Annotated in this window: 18 protein-coding genes; 10 read left to right on the top strand and 8 right to left on the bottom strand. The window is 60.0% G+C overall.

Annotated features, from left to right (window positions below; all coding sequences use genetic code 11):
- Both recO and LKG04_RS06835 read left to right on the top strand, forming a co-directional pair.
- Window positions 1–564 (top strand): DNA repair protein RecO (gene recO, locus LKG04_RS06830; protein WP_291763510.1); only part of this gene is annotated, 564 nt, incomplete at its 5' end.
- Between the two features lie 2 nt (window positions 565–566).
- A complete protein-coding gene (locus tag LKG04_RS06835; RefSeq protein WP_291763512.1) occupies window positions 567–1,358 on the top strand; it encodes an isoprenyl transferase in 792 nt (263 codons plus the stop codon).
- Window positions 1,359–1,389: 31 nt separating this feature from the next.
- Here LKG04_RS06835 and LKG04_RS06840 read toward each other — a convergent pair whose 3' ends face one another.
- From LKG04_RS06840 to LKG04_RS06870, 7 genes are all read right to left on the bottom strand, one after another.
- Window positions 1,390–2,937 (bottom strand): glycoside hydrolase family 32 protein, encoded by a 1,548-nt coding sequence (locus LKG04_RS06840; protein WP_291763514.1) that lies wholly within the window; start codon window positions 2,935–2,937, stop codon window positions 1,390–1,392.
- Window positions 2,938–3,072: 135 nt separating this feature from the next.
- Entirely contained in the window at window positions 3,073–4,029 is a 957-nt protein-coding gene (locus tag LKG04_RS06845; RefSeq protein WP_291763517.1) for a carbohydrate ABC transporter permease, read from the bottom strand.
- 42 nt (window positions 4,030–4,071) lie between these two features.
- Complete coding sequence (locus LKG04_RS06850; protein ID WP_291763519.1) at window positions 4,072–5,010, bottom strand: carbohydrate ABC transporter permease; 939 nt, start codon at window positions 5,008–5,010, stop codon at window positions 4,072–4,074.
- A gap of 11 nt (window positions 5,011–5,021) precedes the next feature.
- Window positions 5,022–6,347 carry an extracellular solute-binding protein gene (locus LKG04_RS06855; protein WP_291763521.1) on the bottom strand — a complete coding sequence of 442 codons (1,326 nt, stop codon included), beginning with the start codon at window positions 6,345–6,347 and terminating at the stop codon, window positions 5,022–5,024.
- Between the two features lie 185 nt (window positions 6,348–6,532).
- The gene (locus LKG04_RS06860) at window positions 6,533–6,685 is read right to left on the bottom strand and encodes a hypothetical protein (RefSeq protein WP_291763524.1); all 153 of its coding nucleotides are present in this window, start codon (window positions 6,683–6,685) and stop codon (window positions 6,533–6,535) included.
- Between the two features lie 348 nt (window positions 6,686–7,033).
- Entirely contained in the window at window positions 7,034–8,092 is a 1,059-nt protein-coding gene (locus LKG04_RS06865) for a LacI family DNA-binding transcriptional regulator (protein ID WP_291763527.1), read from the bottom strand.
- Window positions 8,093–8,151: 59 nt separating this feature from the next.
- Entirely contained in the window at window positions 8,152–8,520 is a 369-nt protein-coding gene (locus tag LKG04_RS06870; protein ID WP_291763559.1) for a thiamine-binding protein, read from the bottom strand.
- A 225-nt stretch (window positions 8,521–8,745) separates the two neighbouring features.
- Here LKG04_RS06870 and LKG04_RS06875 point away from each other — a divergent pair, with 225 nt between their 5' ends.
- The 8 genes from LKG04_RS06875 to LKG04_RS06910 all read left to right on the top strand — a co-directional run bounded on the left by LKG04_RS06875 (window position 8,746) and on the right by LKG04_RS06910 (window position 17,145).
- On the top strand, window positions 8,746–10,266 hold the full coding sequence (locus tag LKG04_RS06875) for a glycine--tRNA ligase (RefSeq protein WP_291763529.1): 1,521 nt from the start codon (window positions 8,746–8,748) through the stop codon (window positions 10,264–10,266).
- Window positions 10,267–10,566: 300 nt separating this feature from the next.
- Window positions 10,567–11,820 (top strand): tRNA dihydrouridine synthase DusB, encoded by a 1,254-nt coding sequence (gene dusB / locus LKG04_RS06880; RefSeq protein ID WP_434734893.1) that lies wholly within the window; start codon window positions 10,567–10,569, stop codon window positions 11,818–11,820.
- 128 nt (window positions 11,821–11,948) lie between these two features.
- Entirely contained in the window at window positions 11,949–13,142 is a 1,194-nt protein-coding gene (gene ftsZ / locus LKG04_RS06885; RefSeq protein WP_291763562.1) for a cell division protein FtsZ, read from the top strand.
- 41 nt (window positions 13,143–13,183) lie between these two features.
- Window positions 13,184–13,654: a cell division protein SepF gene (locus tag LKG04_RS06890; protein WP_291763534.1), complete on the top strand. Its 471-nt coding sequence runs from the start codon at window positions 13,184–13,186 to the stop codon at window positions 13,652–13,654.
- Window positions 13,655–13,887: 233 nt separating this feature from the next.
- Entirely contained in the window at window positions 13,888–14,169 is a 282-nt protein-coding gene (locus LKG04_RS06895; protein ID WP_291763537.1) for a YggT family protein, read from the top strand.
- A gap of 97 nt (window positions 14,170–14,266) precedes the next feature.
- Window positions 14,267–15,598 (top strand): DivIVA domain-containing protein, encoded by a 1,332-nt coding sequence (locus LKG04_RS06900; protein ID WP_291763539.1) that lies wholly within the window; start codon window positions 14,267–14,269, stop codon window positions 15,596–15,598.
- Between the two features lie 18 nt (window positions 15,599–15,616).
- Window positions 15,617–16,201 (top strand): signal peptidase II, encoded by a 585-nt coding sequence (locus LKG04_RS06905; protein WP_291763541.1) that lies wholly within the window; start codon window positions 15,617–15,619, stop codon window positions 16,199–16,201.
- On the top strand, window positions 16,198–17,145 hold the full coding sequence (locus LKG04_RS06910; protein ID WP_291763543.1) for an RluA family pseudouridine synthase: 948 nt from the start codon (window positions 16,198–16,200) through the stop codon (window positions 17,143–17,145). Before LKG04_RS06905 ends, LKG04_RS06910 begins: the two co-directional genes overlap by 4 nt.
- A 42-nt stretch (window positions 17,146–17,187) precedes the next feature.
- Here LKG04_RS06910 and LKG04_RS06915 read toward each other — a convergent pair whose 3' ends face one another.
- Complete coding sequence (locus LKG04_RS06915; RefSeq protein WP_291763546.1) at window positions 17,188–17,619, bottom strand: hypothetical protein; 432 nt, start codon at window positions 17,617–17,619, stop codon at window positions 17,188–17,190.
- Between the last annotated feature and the right edge of the window lie 182 nt (window positions 17,620–17,801).

A 17,801-nucleotide genomic window follows, 5' to 3' on the forward strand; every position in this document is an offset into this window, starting at 1 on the left:
GCCGTGTCGATCGGCTCATATGCGGCTGAGATCTGCCTCGACTTCGATGCTTACTCCGCCGCGAATGTGATCGTCGAAACGGCGGACAAGCTCGTCTCCACCGAGCATGAGCGTGCCCGTGACCAGTACCTGTTGGTTATCGGCGCGCTCAATGCCTTGTCGAAACACGCGCATGAGCCGCTTACGATCGCGCGGTCGTATGTGATGCGCGCCTTGGCCATTGCCGGCTGGGCTCCAAGGCTCGACTCCTGCGTGGTCTGCGCCAGACGCGACGAGCTCGCCTACTTTTCGACGCTTTCCGGCGGCATGATGTGCCTGTCCGATCGCACGCCGGATGCGACGCGTCTCAGCCCCGAAGCCTACCGCCGACTGCGCGCGCTGATCGCAGGGGACTGGTCGACGCTTGACGAGGCCGGCGCGGAAAGCACAGCGGCATGGGCCGAGGACGCTGCCGGAGAGACGCATGGCCGGCAGGAATGGCCTGCCGTGGCCCGAATTGTCGAAGAATGGGGAGAATACTACTTGGAGCGGCCTATTCGTTCGCTGCGCTTGTTACATTCGTAGCTATGACTTTCGAACATGTCGACTACACGTCGCTCGACGTTCCTGCTGCGCCCTTCTCGGATCTTTCGATCATCCCGGACTTCCCCAAAGGCAAGGTGCCCCGGCATGTCGGCATCATCATGGACGGCAACGGGCGCTGGGCGCAGCAGCGCGGGCTGGTGCGCACCAACGGACACCAGGCGGCGGAGCCCGTGGTGTTCGACACGATCGCCGGCGCCATCGAGGCCGGCGTGCGCTATTTGAGCCTGTACACATTTTCCACTGAGAACTGGAAGCGCAGCCCGCAGGAGGTACGTTTTCTCATGGGATTCTCGCGCGACATCATCCATCGGAGGGTTGCGCAGATGGATGACTGGGGCGTGCGCGTGCGCTGGGCGGGCAGGCGCCCGCGACTGTGGAAATCGGTAATCGAGGAGCTTGAAGTCGCGATGGAGCGCACCAAGCGCAACAAGACCATCGACGTGGTGTTCTGCATCAATTACGGCGGCCGCGCCGAAATCGCCGACGCCTGCGCCGCGCTCGCCCAGCAGGTGCGTGACAGGGAGATCAGCGGTGACCGCGTTACGGAAAAGATGATCGCCCAGCATCTCTACAATCCCGACATCCCGGACTGCGACTTGGTGATCCGCACCTCAGGCGAGCAGCGCACCTCGAACTTCCTGCCTTGGGAAGCCGCCTACGCCGAACTTGATTTCGCGCCCGAGCTCTTCCCCGACTACGGCCGCGACGCCTTGTGGCGCTCCATCGACCACTATGTGCACCGCGAGCGGCGTTTCGGCGGCGTCAGGAAATAATTGCGTGAGCTGGCGCCGCCGAAACGCGCCCCTATTCCAGACCGATGCTCCTGAGCGGGTGGATCCTGAGCATATCGATATGGGTCGTCCCTGATTCTGACGTCAGCTTGATCGCGCGCCGTCTTTCAGACGGATAGCTGTATGAGGTGAGCACTTGGCGTCCGCCGTTGACGTAGACCTCGATCGAGCCGCGGTCCACGAAGATGCGCAGATCGACTCTTCCGCTGGCCAGCTCGGCATTGGATAGCGGCGCGGTGCGGTATCCGCGACCGCCGTGTGCTGCCGTCTGCCGGTCAATGACGATGCGGCCGAGCTGATCGTCGTAGTTCACATAGCTGTATGATCCGTCGTCGGTCGCGTGGATTTTCAGTCCCATGCGTTCGGCGGTGGAACGGGACAGATCGAGAGTCAGCTCGATTTCCACAGCCTCCGCATCGTCCATGATGACACGATTCTCCTCGGATCGCAGATCGAGAGCGCCAAGGTCCGTAGTGCCGTCACGCAGCTTGGAGAGCTCTGCAACGGGAGAGGTGTGCAGATCGCCATCGGCCCCGAGCGTTATTTCGCGTGGTAGGGTCAGTTGGCCGCACCAGCCGTCGTCTTGCATCGGGGCGGCTTCGGCGAATGGGCTCATCCAGCCGATCATGATCTGGCGGCCGTCGGGAGCTGTGAATGATTGCGGCGCATAGAAATTATGTCCGCAATCCCACAGGCGGAACTCGCTTTCCGGCTGGAAGGCCTCGCCAGGCCTCCACGAGCCGATCATATAGCCGGCATTGCTGGTGTTGCGGTTCATGAACCCGCAGGGCTTCGAACCCATGGCGGAGAATCCGATCACCCATTTCTCGTTGCCGTCTGGCCCAATGATGGGGAAGAAGTCCGGGCATTCGAGCATGAAGACATCGGGGTCAGGGTGTTCGAACAGGATCCGGTCAAAGGTCCATTCGACCATGTCGTGCGAGGTATACAGCCACATCTGGCCGCGCCTGCGGGCCGAAGACACCCCGAAGGTCATGTACCATGTGTCGCCGGTTTTCCACACTTTCGGATCGCGGAAGTCAGAATCGACCTCGTCGCGCGGGCAATCGATGATCATGCCCTGTTTAACGAGCCGTGTGGCGTCGTTGTTCTGCGCTGTGGCAAGCATTTGCACTTCTCGGGCATACCCTGCGCCCGCGTCTGCGTCGAGGACCTGGTGCCCGGTGTAGTAGAAGCGTAGTTTGCCGTCATCGCCGATCGCAGCGGAACCGGAGAACACTCCATCGCGCTCTTGGGCAAGGCTCGGAGCCATCGCAATCGGTTCGCGCCGCCAAGTGACCATATCGGCGCTGGACACATGGCCCCAGTGCATCGGCCCCCACTGCGTGCCATACGGGTGCAGTTGGTAGAAGACATGCCATCGACCGTGGTAACGGCACAGCCCGTTCGGATCGTTGATCCAGCCGCCATTCGAAGCAATATGGAACTTCGGGTACCAGCGGTCATCGCGCGTGGCGGCCAGCTTCGCGGCGCCTGCCTCGGCCTTGTCGAGCTCGGCGTCATGGTCGTGAATCGGGGTGTGCGTGGGGGTGAAACCCATTGTCGAATCCTTTCGATTGAAGGGGTATATGGTGCCGGAACGCCTATGGCTATAAAGCGCGGGCAACGCCTGAGGCGGCGGCTGCGCCCGTCTTGTCCTGCACGATGCAGGCGCAGCCGCCGCCTCGGCCAGCCGCTAGCCCTTGACTCCCGAAGAGGCGATGGAGCTGACGAATTGCCGTTGGAATATCACAAACACGATGATAATCGGCACAGTGATCAGCGACGAGTACGCCATGATCTGCCCCCACGAGGTGGTCATCTGCTGGAAGTACTGCACGCCGATCATCACCGGCCGCAGCTTCTCGGATTGCACGACCATCAACGGCCACACATACTGGTTCCACATCGGCAGGAAGCTGAGGATGACGACTGTCGCTGTGGCCGGGCCAGACAGCGGCATCACAATGCGCGCATAGATATGGAACCAGCCGGCGCCGTCCACGCGTGCTGCCTCGTCGAGATCCTTCGGAATTGTTTCGAAGTACTGAATATAGAGATAAATCGAGAAGGCGTTGGCGATGAACGGCACTATCTGCACGGGCATGGTGTCAATCCAACCGCGTGTGAAATACAGGCCGAATTGATCCACCATCGGGCGAGGCAGCTGATTGACCCACCAGAGCAGAGGAATGGCGTAGGTCTCGAATGGCACCATAAGCGTGGCGAGAATAAAGGTGAAGATGATCTTCTTGCCCTTGACGTTCAGCCGTTGAATCGCGAATGCGGCCATGGAATTGACCAGTACGCCAAGCACTACGGTGACCAACGTGATGATTACGGAGTTCATGAGGAATCGTCCCGCCGGCACGCGAGTGAAAACTTGGGCGTAATTCTCCAGCGAGATGTTGCCTACGGGGAGGAAGGCTTTCCAACTGCTGAGGTCGGCCATGATTTCATCGTCGGGCTTGAACGAACTCACGACCATGAACAGCAGGGGAAAGGCGAATAGGCAGGCGAATAGGATGCGTACGATCCATCCGCCTATGGAAAGTCGGCTGTGTGCCGATGCCGTTGCCTTGGTATGTTTGAATGCGCGTTTTTTCGCAGCAGGGGAGTGGGAAACAGGAGAGACAATCGTTGAATTTACCATGATAACGTTCCTTTGTTAATTACCGTCGTGATCCGTCGCCGGTCAGCGATCTTTGATCATGTAACGCTGTATGCCAGTGATCAGCATGATGATAAGGAAGAAGACGAGAGTGATCGCCGAAGCGTAACCCATTTCCTGCTGCTGGAAGCCGGAGCGGACGGCTTCGAACACCACAGTTGTGGTGGAATCGCGCGGTCCGCCTTGAGTCATCACGTTAATCTGGGTGAATAGGCTGAGCGCGGCGATGGTGATGGTGATGAGAATCATGTTGCGCGTCGAACGCAGGCACGGCCACGTCACGTTCTTGAATTGCTGCCAGGCGCTGCAGCCATCAAGCTCCGCTGCTTCGTATAGCTCGCCGGGGATGGTCTGCAGTCCGGAAAGCCAGATGAGCATGTGCTGGCCTACCGCCTGCCATATCGACATGACAATAATCGCTCCCATCGCGGTACGGGGATTGTTGAGCCAATCCACCGCTTGCCAGTGGCCGAATGTGATCCTGTCGAGCATCTGATTGAGCATGCCGTCATTCTGGTAGATAAACATCCATAGCAGAGAAACGACGACCATAGAGGTGACGACAGGCAGAAAGTAGACCGTGCGGAAGAATACGGAACTACGCACCTGCTTGTTGATGAGGACGGCGAGGAAGAGACCGAGCCCGGCCTGTACGGGCACGACGACGATGGCGAATACGGCGACATTGCGAAGCGCGTACCAGAATGTCGGATCCGAGAACAGTCGAATGAAGTTGCTGAACCCAATCAGTCGTGCAGGGTTCGGGCTGATGGTGCGGGCGTTGGTGAATGCCAGTCCGAAGGCGATCAGCACAGGTATGCCGATGAACAGGAGCAGAAGAAGACAAGCGGGAAGCAGCATTCCCCAGCCCACAGAATTCTCGTGGCGGCGTTCATCGTCGGTTTTGCGTTCGGTTATGGCTGGCTTTGCCACAGGTGAATCAAGTTTGCTTGCAGTGGTCATGATGGTTCCTCTCAGTTCTTGGTGTATCCGTCGGCGCCTTGGATATTGCCGTCAATATGGTTGACAGCCTTGTCAAGCCATGTATTGACATCTGCTCCGTTCATGATGTCGCCGATAGTCTTACGGAATTCGGTGGATATGAAGTTATAGGCGGGGGTTTCAGGCCGCATCTTGGCATATCGTTGCGAGATTTGCGTGAACACCTGCATGTCACCGCCTTTGGAGAATTGTGGCACGAGCTGTTGGGCACCTGTGGTGACCGGTATGTTCATGCCCGCCTTCGACATCGTCGCAATGTACTTGTCCTGTAAACTGAAACGCAGATAATCCTGCGCGGCCTCTTTATTGGTGCACGTTGTGGTCATGCCCACGGTCCATGAGCCGCCGCCCGCCACGGAGCCGTGCCCGAAATCGGTCAGGGGCATGGCGACGATGTCATCGTAATCCTTGGCATATTTCTGGAATGTCGACATGGACCAGATGCCGCCGTACAGCAGACCAGACTTGTTGTTCACGAAGTCCAGCGCGGTGTCCGAGCCGCCCTTGGAATTAATGTAGCCTTTGACGACGAGGTCCTGCATCCAGTGAGCGAATTTCTTTGCCGCTGCGCCGTTGAGCTTGCCGTCTGCAGTCTGATAATCCGTGCGGTTGATCAGATCTCCTCCGAATGATTGCAGAATCGGACCATAGGCGTATGCATACCATTCGCTTTTATTGTCGGCAGTGCCGATTTCGAAGGGATATGACCATTGCCCGCTTTTCTTCAGCTTGGCGAGGGCGTCGTCCATCTCCGCTTTGTTCCAAGGATGCTCGACGGTGGCTATGCGAATGCCATTCTTCTCAAGTACGGATTTGCGTGCGAACAGGGCAGTGGTGGCATCGAAGTATCCGACAGTGTATATTTTGTCGTTCCACGTGCCTTTGGCCGACTTCATAAGTTGATTGGCCCGTTTGAGCAACGCCTTGTTGCTGATCGGGGCGAGGATGTTCGCCCATGCCCAGTAGGGGGTATTGGGCTGGTCGACATCGACGAGGCAAGGCAGATTGCCGGCTGATGATGCCGATATGATCGAGTCATTGTAGGAGCTTTGCGGGAATGACTGCAGTTTGACTACTGCCTTCCGATTTGGTGATTTGTTGTAGTCGTTAATCATCTGGCGATCCGCGGCGAGTTCGGCCTCCGATCCGGCGGAATGCGTCCAGAGCGTTATCTCGCTAGCATTGGCCTTGGCTGCCGCGCGTTGGGCTTCGCCGCACCCTGAAAAACCAAGTATGCCGGCTGCCGCAAGAAGTGCCGCACAGATTCTCACAATTTTGTGTTGCGCATGTTGAACCATGACAGTCCTTTCCTAATGAGGCGGAGGGACACCGGCCGCTGTGCCGGCTTCCGAACGCCAATGTTTTATGGATGGTCACCGCTGTGCTATAGGCGAAAAGCCATCACTGAGCGCCTTCCCGGTTGAACTAGTGTGCCGGTGAGGAGATCAGACAGCATTCAGTATATATCGTCAATCGATTGACGTCAATCGATTGACGAAAGCGCGGCGACGATAATTTTCAGGATTCCCGAATCGCTCTTTCGAAGGTTCCGAATATTTCGGATCGGATCATATCCGCGCGAAACGAAGATGATGGCGATCACGATGTCTTCGGTGTCGAGTGTCGTCCCTCCCATACATGTTCTTAGTGTCTGGCCGGTTCCAGTGGTCGTTGCAGCGCCCGTTCTTCGGCGAGGGCCGGTGTTGCGATAGGGTGTGCGGGAGCGGCCTATCCGCCCATGGGCGTGATGTGCACGGCACGGCGCCAACGAGAACACCACCGGACGGCCACGCCAATACCTCCACAGGCGCCCACTCATCCATCCATCCCGAACGCCACCTCGACGCCGTCGCCGAGGAACCTAACGACCGGCCCAGAAAACGCCGACTACATGGAACCCAGCAAAAAAAATAAACGAACTCACCAATCAAACCCGATAGATAGCATCAAACCACCAAAAAATCACAAGGCGTTGCAACCACCGCTAGAAACCGCCGCTTTGCACTGACTCTTTTTCGATGAGCCGGCAATGAATTTTCGCGGGGACGGACTCAAAAGAAGGCAGGGGCGCGGTATCTCTTCCGGGCGGCGGGAGCACGGCCTTGGGAGGATTCTGCCTTTCGATGAGGGAAACCAGTTTCGACACAGCCCAGAAGCCCATCTCATAATGCGGCAATTCCACGCTGGTTAGCCGAGGAGACAAGGTCTCGGCGAATACCCGGTGGTTGTCTACGCCGACTACGGATATGTCCTCGCCGATATGCAGGCCGTGGCGGGCGGCGCACAGGTAGAGCTGCATGGCGCGGGCGTCATTGAAGCAAAAGAATCCGTCGGGGTGCTCCGACTCGATCAGCCGGTCGATTGCAGCTAAAGCAGCCTCATTGCCGGATACATTGATCTGCATGCCTGGGCCGAGGTCGAGTCCGGCGTCCTTGAGAGCCTGAAGATGCCCGACGAGACGCTGACCTTGCGCGAGCATGGGATCCAGGCTTCCGATGTAGGCGATACGTGAGCAGCCTGCCGTGATCAGACGGCGCGTCGCATCGTATCCGATTTGGATTTCGTCGGGAGTGATGCTCGGGGAGCGATGTTCCTCGTCCTGCGCGTCGGCGAGAACGAAAGGCAGAGAGGTGAGACTCGACGGCACGGAGGTGAGGCAATTGAACATCTTGGCGTACACGAATCCGTCCACGCCGTACCGCCGCAGCGCTGCGATTTCGTCGTCCGCGCTGGCGATGCCTTCTGTATTGACGGTCAGCATCACATACCCCAGTCTGCTGGCCGCGTCTTGGGCCCCGAGAATCATGCCTCCTGCGTATGGAGTGGTGGCGATCTCTTCGCTGATGAAGCCCAGGATGCGCGTTTTGCTCGTGCGCAGCGAACGTGCCAAGGGATTGGGCTGATAGCCAAGTTCCTTGGCGATTCGGCGTACGTGAACCGCGGTCTTGGGTTTCACTCGGCCGGCGTCACGGTCGTTGAGCACTAGGGAAACAGTAGAAATAGACACCCCAGTTCGCCGCGCGATCTCTTTCATCGTGGTCATATGTCAAACGATATACCCACCCGATACGTAACTGGGCATGAGATTTTCGGCGCCCTCGCTCAGCCCTGTTCGAGGATCTTGTCGACCAGCTCGGCCTTCGCGTGCAATTGCCCGGTGAAGCCGGGGCGGATGTCGAGCTTGAGGGTGACTCCGGTGCGGTAGCCTTGCGAGGCAAGCTTGTAGGCGGCGTCGCGCACGACCGACAGCACCTCGTCGAGGTCGCCCTCGATATTGGTGAACATCGCGTTCGTCTCGTTCGGAAGCCCTGATTCGCGGATCACGTCGACGGCCTGGGCGACGTACTCGCTCAGCTCCGCGCCGGTGCCGCTCGGCGCGATGGCGACTGCCGCGAGCGTGTTGATGTACGGCCTGCCGGTATCGGGGTCCATGGGGACTTCCTGGCGTTCGCTGTTGCGATCAATCATGATTCTCTTTCCTTCAGCCGGGTATCACAATACATATACATATGAAATGGTAGCGCCCTGACGCATGGCCTCCTTCGCTTGCCGTGCCAAGGGCGCTGCAACCCTCTGCCTGCGCAGGAATCCGCGAACCCCGCCGCGGCGCCCGCAATGAGCTGTTGCCCGTGTCATTGTCAGGCATTAGACTCGGTCGGGTTGCAGGCGTTGAAAATCCCAAGTAGAAGGTGTGCTGTGGCTGTCTCTAAGCTCGATGAAGTCGTATCGCTCGCGAAGCGTCGCGGGTTCGTGTTTCCCGCCGGCGAGATCTACGGCGGAACCCGGTCCGCTTGGGATTACGGACCGCTCGGCGTGGCGCTCAAGGACAATATCAAGCGCGAATGGTGGCGCGCGATGGTCACTACGCGCGGCGACATCGTCGGCGTGGACACATCGGTCATCCTGCCGACGCAGGTGTGGGTGGCCTCGGGCCATGTCAGCGTCTTCAACGATCCGCTGATCGAATGCCTGAACTGCCACAAGCGCCATCGCGCCGACAAACTCGAGGAATCCTACGCCGAGAAGCACGGCGATAAGATGCCGGAGAACGGCTTGGCCGACATCGCCTGCCCTGACTGCGGCGTGCGCGGCAAATGGACTGAGCCGCGCGATTTCAACATGATGCTGCATACCTCGCTCGGCCCCGTCGAGGACGAGAACTCGCTGCATTACCTGCGCCCGGAGACCGCGCAGGGCATCTTCGTGGACTTCAAGAACGTCATGACTTCCTCGCGCTCCAAGCCGCCGTTCGGCATCGCGAATATGGGCAAGTCCTTCCGTAACGAAATTACGCCGGGCAACTTCATTTTCAGGACCCGTGAATTCGAGCAGATGGAGATGGAGTTCTTCGTCGTGCCCGGCACGGATGAGGACTGGCACCAGTACTGGATCGACACCCGCACCCGCTGGTATACGGACCTCGGGATCGACCCGGCGAATCTGCGCCATTACGAGCATCCCAAAGAGAAACTGTCGCACTATTCGAAACGCACGGTCGACATCGAGTACAAGTTCGGCTTCCAAGGCTCCGACTGGGGCGAGCTGGAAGGCATCGCAAACCGTACCGACTTCGATCTCTCCGCCCACGCCAAGCATTCGGGCGAAGACCTGAGCTACTTCGACCCGGCAGGCGGCGACCGCTATATTCCCTACGTGATCGAGCCTGCCGCCGGTCTGACCCGCTCGCTCATGGCTTTCCTCGTCGACGCCTTCGCCATCGACGAGGCGCCCAACACCAAGGGCGGCGTCGACAAACGCACCGTGCTGCGGCTCGATCCGCGTCTGGCGCCTGTCAAGGCCGCGGTGCTGCCGCTGAGCAAGAAGCCCGCGCTGCAAGGCATCGCGCATGATCTCGCCGCCGAGCTGCGCCAGCACGACTGGATGATCGACTACGACGAGGCCGGGGCCATCGGCCGCCGTTACCGCCGCGAAGACGAGATCGGCACGCCGCTGTGCGTCACCGTCGATTTCGATACGATCGACGACCACGCGGTGACGATTCGCGAACGCGACACGATGCAACAGCAGCGTATTAGCCTCGACAAGGTCGCCGATTACGTGGCCGGGCGCGTGAGCGAACGCCGCGTGCGTTACCCGGAGGGACCCATCAGCATCGTTGGCACGGCTGCGGCCGACGGCGGCGTGGATGTCGCTAAGGAAAGCGGCGAGGACCTGAGCGCCCCGGTGAAGGTGGCCGAAGCCGGCGGCTTGTACTGAGTTGATTGCGCCGGTGCTGGTCGGCCCTGTGATGGGCCAACTTGGATCAGGCCGCTCTCGCTGGACAGGCCGTGCTGAAAACGCGAGCCTCATTGATCACGCTGTATCAACCGAATGAGTGGATGGACTGTGACGGAAACTGCACCTGTTAGCGGCGCCGCGCCGGGGCGCGATGCTTCGGCGCGCGCTGACACGGCGTCTGTTCTCGCGCCGGCAGCCGTCGCGCATGACGAGACGACGCTGGCCAATAGGGATGTCGGGCGTCGTGGCACGCTCAGCGACCCGCGCGGCGTCCGGCAGATGGGTGCGATACGTGGGGAGCTGCGCCAGGGGACTGCCGGCGCGGCTCGCAGCACTGAGACCGGCACTGATGCCGGGATCGACGTCGATGCTCAACATGCCGATGCCGCTATTGCCCCGGTCGATCTGGGTCCGATCCACATCCCTACGCCGGTCGTGCTGTCGCCGATGGCGGGGGTCACCAACTGGCCGTTCCGCGTGCTGTGCGAGGAGTATGGCCCCAGCGGGCTGTATGTGGCGGAGATGATCACGGCGCGGGCTTTGATCGCACGCAACCCCAAAGCGTTCCGGCTGTGCCGTTTCGCGCCCAGCGAGAAGATCCGTTCGCTGCAACTGTACGGCGTGAACCCGGCCATTGTCGCGCAGGCTGCGCAGATGGTGGCCGACGGCGGCATGGCCGACCATGTCGATCTGAACTTCGGTTGCCCGGTGCCCAAGGTCACGCGGCGTGGCGGCGGTTCGGCGCTGCCTTGGAAAATGGACATCTTCCGCGAGCTGGTCTCTCGCGTCGTCGAGGTCTGTTCCAGGGCGAATATTCCCGTTACCGCGAAAATCCGCGTGGGCATCGACCATGAACATGAGACGTATCTTGAGGCCGGCCATATCGCCCAGGAGGAGGGCTGCGCGGCCGTGACGCTGCACGCGCGCACCACTGCCGAGTATTACGGCGGGCACTCCGATTGGCATCGTATCGGCGAACTGGCGCAGTCTCTGAATATCCCGGTATTCGGCAACGGCGACATCTGGGGCGCCGAGGACGCGCTGGCCATGGTGCGCCAGACCGGCTGCGCTGGCGTCGCCGTCGGCCGTGGCTGCCAGGGTCGGCCGTGGCTGTTCGCGGATATCAAACACGCCTTCGAAGGCAGCCCGGAGCGCATCAACCCCAATCTAGGGGAGGTCGGCAGGGTGATCATGCGCCATGCCCGGCTGCTCGTCGAATTCTTCGACGGCGAGGAACGGATGGCCGTGCACGATCTGCGCAAGCACATCGCTTGGTATCTCAAAGGTTTCCCGGTCGGCGGCACGACGCGCAAAGCCTTCATGGAATGTGAAAGCCTTGAGGATGTCGAATGTGAGATCAATCGTCTTGATCCCGCGCTCAGGCTTCCCGAGCGGGTGATCGATACGCCCCGCGGACGCGTTCGCTATGCGAAGAAAGTGCATCTGCCCTACGGATGGCTTGCTTCGCGCAGTACGACGCACGACGAGCGCGAAGCGCTGTTCGGCGACGATCCCATGGACGCGGGATACTGATGGCTGGTTTGCGAACAGCTGCGAAGGCGCGAGGATACAATAAAAGGTCGATACACGCCGCAAAAAAGCCTGCGGTGACCTGATTCTGCGATAGAGTAAGGCGTAACCGTGAATGACAGGAGACTATGGTGAGCGAGATTGCCCAGACTGACAATTTCAACGACAAGACCAATATCAAGGTAGTCGGTGTCGGTGGAGCCGGCGGCAACGCCGTCAATCGCATGATTGCTGAAGGTCTGCAGAACGTTGAATTTGTAGCGGTCAACACTGATGCCAAGGATTTGCTGCGCTCCGACGCGGATGTGAAGATCTCGCTGAACGACGCTTCGAGCCGAGGTTTGGGAGCCGGCGCGGACCCTGAGAAGGGCGCCAAGGCAGCGCAGGACCATCAGTCCGACATCGAAGAATCGCTCAAAGGCGCCGATATGGTTTTCGTGACCTGTGGCGAAGGCGGCGGCACAGGCACCGGCGCAAGCCCGATCGTAGCGCGCGCGGCTCACCAGCAGGGTTCGCTCACGATCGCCGTGGTCACTCGGCCGTTCTCCTTTGAAGGTCCGCAACGTGCGGCATCGGCGAAAATGGGCATTGAGAATCTCCGCAACGAGGTCGATGCGCTCATCGTCATCCCCAACGACCGGCTGCTTGAGCTTTCCGACCGCACGATCGGCATCGTCGACGCCTTTAAAACCGCTGACACCGCTTTGCTGGCCGGCGTGCAAGGCATCACCGACTTGATCACGATGAACTCCTACATCCACGTCGATTTCCAAGACATCTCCTCGATTCTGCGCGGCTCGGGCACGGCGCTCTTCGGCATAGGCTCGGCGCGCGGCGAGGACCGCGCCACCCAAGCTGCCGAAATCGCGATCAGCTCCCCGCTGCTCGAGGAAAGCGTCGAGGGTGCCCACGGCGCCCTCATCAACATCGCCGGCCCTACCGACTTGGGGCTCCAGGAGGCTTCGGCCGCCACCGAACTGGTGCGCAAGGCGATCCATCCCGAGGCACAGATCATCTGGGGCCTGGCATTGGACGACGCCTACGGCGACGAGGTGCGCGTCACCGTCATTGCCGCCGGCTTCGATCCGAACGCCAAGAAGACCGATGCGGTCGAGCCCGCCAAGGCGCATGACGAGCAGACGCCGGAACCAAAATCCGAGCCCACAAAGGCCGTTGAGGTGCCGCCGCTGGTGCAGCAGAGCGCGCCTGATTTCGCGCCGGGCGCGGGCGACGCGGCCTCCTTGCCGTTCGACGACCCCCAGCAGGGCGACGAGATTTCCCCCAATGACCCGGGTGATCTCGATATCCCTGATTTTCTTCGTTGATTTGCACGCGCTGATTTGCATACTGATTGAAAGGAACTTCCATGGCGGGGTTTATGAAAAACGCGATGTCGTATCTCGGCATGGCCGATGTGGTCGATGAGGACGAGGACATCGAGACGCAGGATGAGGGGGAGGAGCCGTCCTTCGACTCAGACCACAGTGTCGCCCCCGCGAACCAGCCGTCCGGTTCGCTGTCTTCTTCGCCACGCGAGAGCAGTCCTTTCCAGGGTCGCATCAGCAGAATCACCACGATCCATCCTAAGACTTACGAAGACGCCCAGCTCGTGGGCCGTGCAATACGCGACGGCGTGCCTGTGGTGCTCAATCTGACCGGCGTGGCAGAAGCTGTGGCCTATCGCATCGTCGATTTTTCAGCGGGCGTGGTCTTCGGCGTGCGCGGATCGATCGAACGTGTCACGCCCCGCGTTTTCCTGCTGAGCCCGGCGCAGGTCAATATCAAAGTCGAGGAGCCGAGGCCGGCCAATTCGGCGCGCGATCTGTTCGCCGAATAGATTGCCAAATAACGCAGCGTTGTTCTGGTCACTGTCCGCCAGGTTGTTTGACTGGTTGATTCAGGGAGTCCCACGAATGCCGCTTCGCGGGCTGCCGACATGTCGTCGTTGCGCTGTGCGCGCATTCGGCCGTCGGCTTCTTCCTGAAATTCGTCTCGACATTCTGCAAATACGCAGGATCCATATACTGTTTTCACGGGTTTCCCCTAAAGGCCTCTTGGTAGGCTGAAGACATGTTGCTATGGATCATCTCCCGTGTCCTCGATTGGGCAATCGGCGTATATATAACCGTGCTGTTCATTCGCATGATTCTCGATTGGGCCTTCGTGCTCGCCCCGCAATGGTATCCGCGAGGGGTCGTCGCCGCCCTGGTCGGCGTGATCTACCGCCTGACCGATCCGCCGCTGCGCTGGCTGCGGCGCTACGTTCCGCCGCTCAGATTCGGCGCGATCGCCTTCGATACGAGCTTCATCGTGCTGTATTTCGCATTGATTGTGCTGCAAATACTGATATGACAAGGCCGAGAACTATATAAATCCTTGCGTTACGTGATAGCATCGATGTGGATGGAAACACATTGAGGCATTATGCCCAAAGCGAGGTGTAGGATTTATGGCTCTGTTGACGCCTAAGGACATACGGGAACATACCTTCCAGACGGTCCGATTCAAAGAAGGATACGACGTCGACGAGGTTGACGACTTTCTCGATCAGGTGACCGAAACCGTCGAGGCACTGGGGAAGCAGGCGGTGCAGGGAGGCGGCCAGGCCACCCAGTCGTTGGGGCCGGATGTCTCCAGCCTCAACGCCAAGATTTCCGATCTGACAGCGCAGGTGCAGTCGCTGCAAGGGGAGAATGAGAATCTGCGCGAGGCTGCGCAGAATCAAGGTTCCTCCTCAGAACAGGTCGATGCTTCCAAGCTGAGCGAGGCCGAGGAAAGCAACCGCGCACTCTCCACGCAGAATGAGCAGCTCAAAGGTCAAGTCGATCGGCTCACTGCGCAGATCGACCAGCTCACTGCTCAGGCTGCTCAGGCTTCCGGCAACGAACAGCTTGGTGAGCAGCTGACTGCGGTGCAGCATGAGCGTGACGATTTGCGTGCCAACATCGATTCGATGGGCCGTGAGATCTCCTCCTACCAGGGGCAGCTTGCCGCTATGCAGAACAAAGTCTCCGGCTACGAGCAGGAGCTTCCTCAGCTGCGCCAGCAATCCGCCCAGCTGCAGGATGTCGCCCGTCAGCTTGAGGAGTCCAAGCAGCGTGAAGAACAGCTGCGTACCCAGGTCGCCAAGATCGAACCGAGCACAGAAACCGGCAGCCTGCAGAAGATCGCAGGGGCTGCTTCTGGCGCCGAGAGCGAGCCGGAGCGCGCCACCGCAATGCTTACGCTCGCCATGCAGCTGCATGACCAGTACGTCGACAAGGGCAAGGCCCAGGCACGTGAGATCACCGATGCCAGCCACGCCAAGTACGAGGAGCTGGTGTCGCAGGCCAACGACTATTCCACACGCACCCGCAACGAAGCCGACGACTTCAGCAAAAAGACACGCGGCGACGCCGAAGCCTACTCGAACAAGACTCGTGCCGACGCCGATGCCTACGCCGAACAGACCCATACCGCTGCCGACGAGTATTCGACGAAGACTCGTGCCGATGCCGATGCGTATGTCAAGGACAAGCACACCGAGGCCGACGGCTACGAGACCGAAGTGCAGCGCCGCGCCGCCGAATACGACACGAAGACCCGCACGGCCGCCGAGGCCTACGCACAGCAGGTGCGCGATAACCTCGAATCGCAGTCCAAGGTCATTGAGGGGAACATCCAAGGGCTGAAGCAATTCGAGAACGAGTACCGCACCCGCCTCACCGACTTCCTCGGCCAGCTGGTGTCTCAGGTGTCGGATACGAACAGCTACAGCCAGATCGACCAGCCGAAAGACTGAGTCGAGGTTTCGTCGAGTATGAACAATAGGCAACATGGACGGCTGCGCGCACGCGTAGCCGTCTTTGCATGTGTCGCGGCTGTTGCGCTGGCATGTGATCAGATCACCAAGGCCTGGGCGAGTCGGGCGCTCGCCGACGGTCATAGCGTGCCGGTCGTACCGCGGCTCTTGTCGCTGAGACTTATTCATAATCCGGGGGCGTCCCTCGGTCTTGGCGCATCCATGACCTGGCTGATCTCACTGCTTGCGACAGCGGCCTGCGTGCTCTTGGTGGCGCTGGCTCTCACTACTGTCTCCATGTGGTGGACCGTGGCGTTCTCCATAGCTTTTGCCGGCGCTGCCGGCAACCTTATCGATCGGGTGGCCTACGCCGACGGCTTTCTGAATGGCAAGGTCGTGGATTTTCTCGATTACGGATGGTCGATAGGCAATGTCGCCGATATCCTGTTGATGTTCGCTGGCGCGGGCATTGTCGCGCTGATCCTGATGGGCGAGCCATTCAGCGCGCGAGATCGCGAACGGCACTTGAAAAGCTTGGAAAATAAGCGCGGCAGCGTTGGAACGCAATCCGAAGAGAAGCACATGGGGCCTGAACCGCAATGAGCAGCCCGGTGATCCCCGCCCCCGATGCGCTTATCGGCAGACGGTTCGATATCGCTGCGGCGAAAATGCTCGGGGTCTCACGCGCGAAGGCTTCCGAACTCATCGACAGCGGACAGGTGCGCGTTCTTGGCAGATCGATGCACAAATCCACTTCGCTGCTTGCCGGTGACGTGGTCGAATTCGACCTCGAGCAGGAACATCGAGGAGTCGAGCCCATCGCCGAAGACATGGCTGTCGCCTACGAGGATGACGATGTGGTCATCGTCGACAAGCCCGTGGGCGTTGCCGCACATGCTTCCGCTGGCTGGACCGGGCCTACCGTGCTGGGAAGCCTCATCCATCGCGGCGTGCACATCACCTCCTATGGGGCCCCGGGACGGCAGGGTATCGTCAGCCGGCTCGATGTGGGCACCAGCGGCCTTATGCTCGTATGCAAGTCCGAACTGGCCTACAGGGAGATGCGCCGGCAATTCTCGCACCACGAGGTGGTGAAGATCTACCACGCGTTGGCGCAAGGCAACCTGAGCCAAGACAGAGCCACGATCGAGGCGCCGATCGGCAGGGCAAAGGTCAGCGATTTCCGTTTCACCATCACGCCGGGGGGCAAGTCGGCCGTCACACACTGGGATGTGCTTGAACGCTTCGGCAAAGCCACGCTTGTTTCGGTGAATCTTGAGACCGGCCGAACCCATCAGATTCGTGTTCATTTCTCTTCGATAGGGCATCCGTTGGCAGGCGATTCGATGTACGGCTCCAATCCGAAGTTCACCGCCGAACTGGGGCTGAACCGGCAGTGGCTGCATGCGATGCGTCTCGAATTTCGTCATCCGCGCACCAAGGTCTGGACCACGGTCGATTCCCGCTATCCGTCTGATCTGCAGCATGCGCTTGATGTGCTCAAGGCCGGGCATATCGCCTCCGATCCGCCCGACGCGCAACCGTAACTTGCGTGACGAGACCGGCGGCGCGGCGCTCGCGCATCCATGCTAAGGAGGGCCGATGATGAGGGTGATGCAGACGAGCAGGGGAGGCAGGCTCAGAAACATGGCGGTTCCTGTCATGCTCCGGTCTCGTTCCATGGCCTCCAGTTGCTCACGATTGGAGGGCCGTCGCAGCCTGGTGATCGCGGCAAGCACGAGCGCCCCGACCGAGCAGACGATGGACAGCGGAATGGAGAGGGAAACCCCCAGCAGCACGATTGCATCGGCAGGGTTGTATCTGCCTCGGCGCAGATAGGCAAAGCCGCCAAAGCCCGTGGACGCAAGCAGGAATGCGGCGATTCCCAACGCCAGCGCAACGATAGCCGTTGCCGCGTGGCGTTGGTGACGCTGTCCGCATGGCCGGTCTTGTGTCTTCGGGCATGGTTCTGGCTGCGGCTTTGACGGCATGGAGACATGTCGATCGTCGTCGGATTTCATGGCTGCTCCTTCATATTGGATCGTGCGCAGCACCTGGAATGTCAAAAACGGTGCCGCGCGACCTTATTTCGCTGGTCTGATATCAGTCTCACGATTCGGCGCAAGCCCGCGCAAGCCGAATCGGCCAATGTGGTCGAAGGCTTCGGGTTATCCACATTTCGTGCATGTCGAGCCGTAAAGCG

It is taken from the genome of Bifidobacterium sp., assembly GCF_022640935.1.
In the GTDB taxonomy this organism is placed as follows: Bacteria; Actinomycetota; Actinomycetes; order Actinomycetales; family Bifidobacteriaceae; genus Bifidobacterium.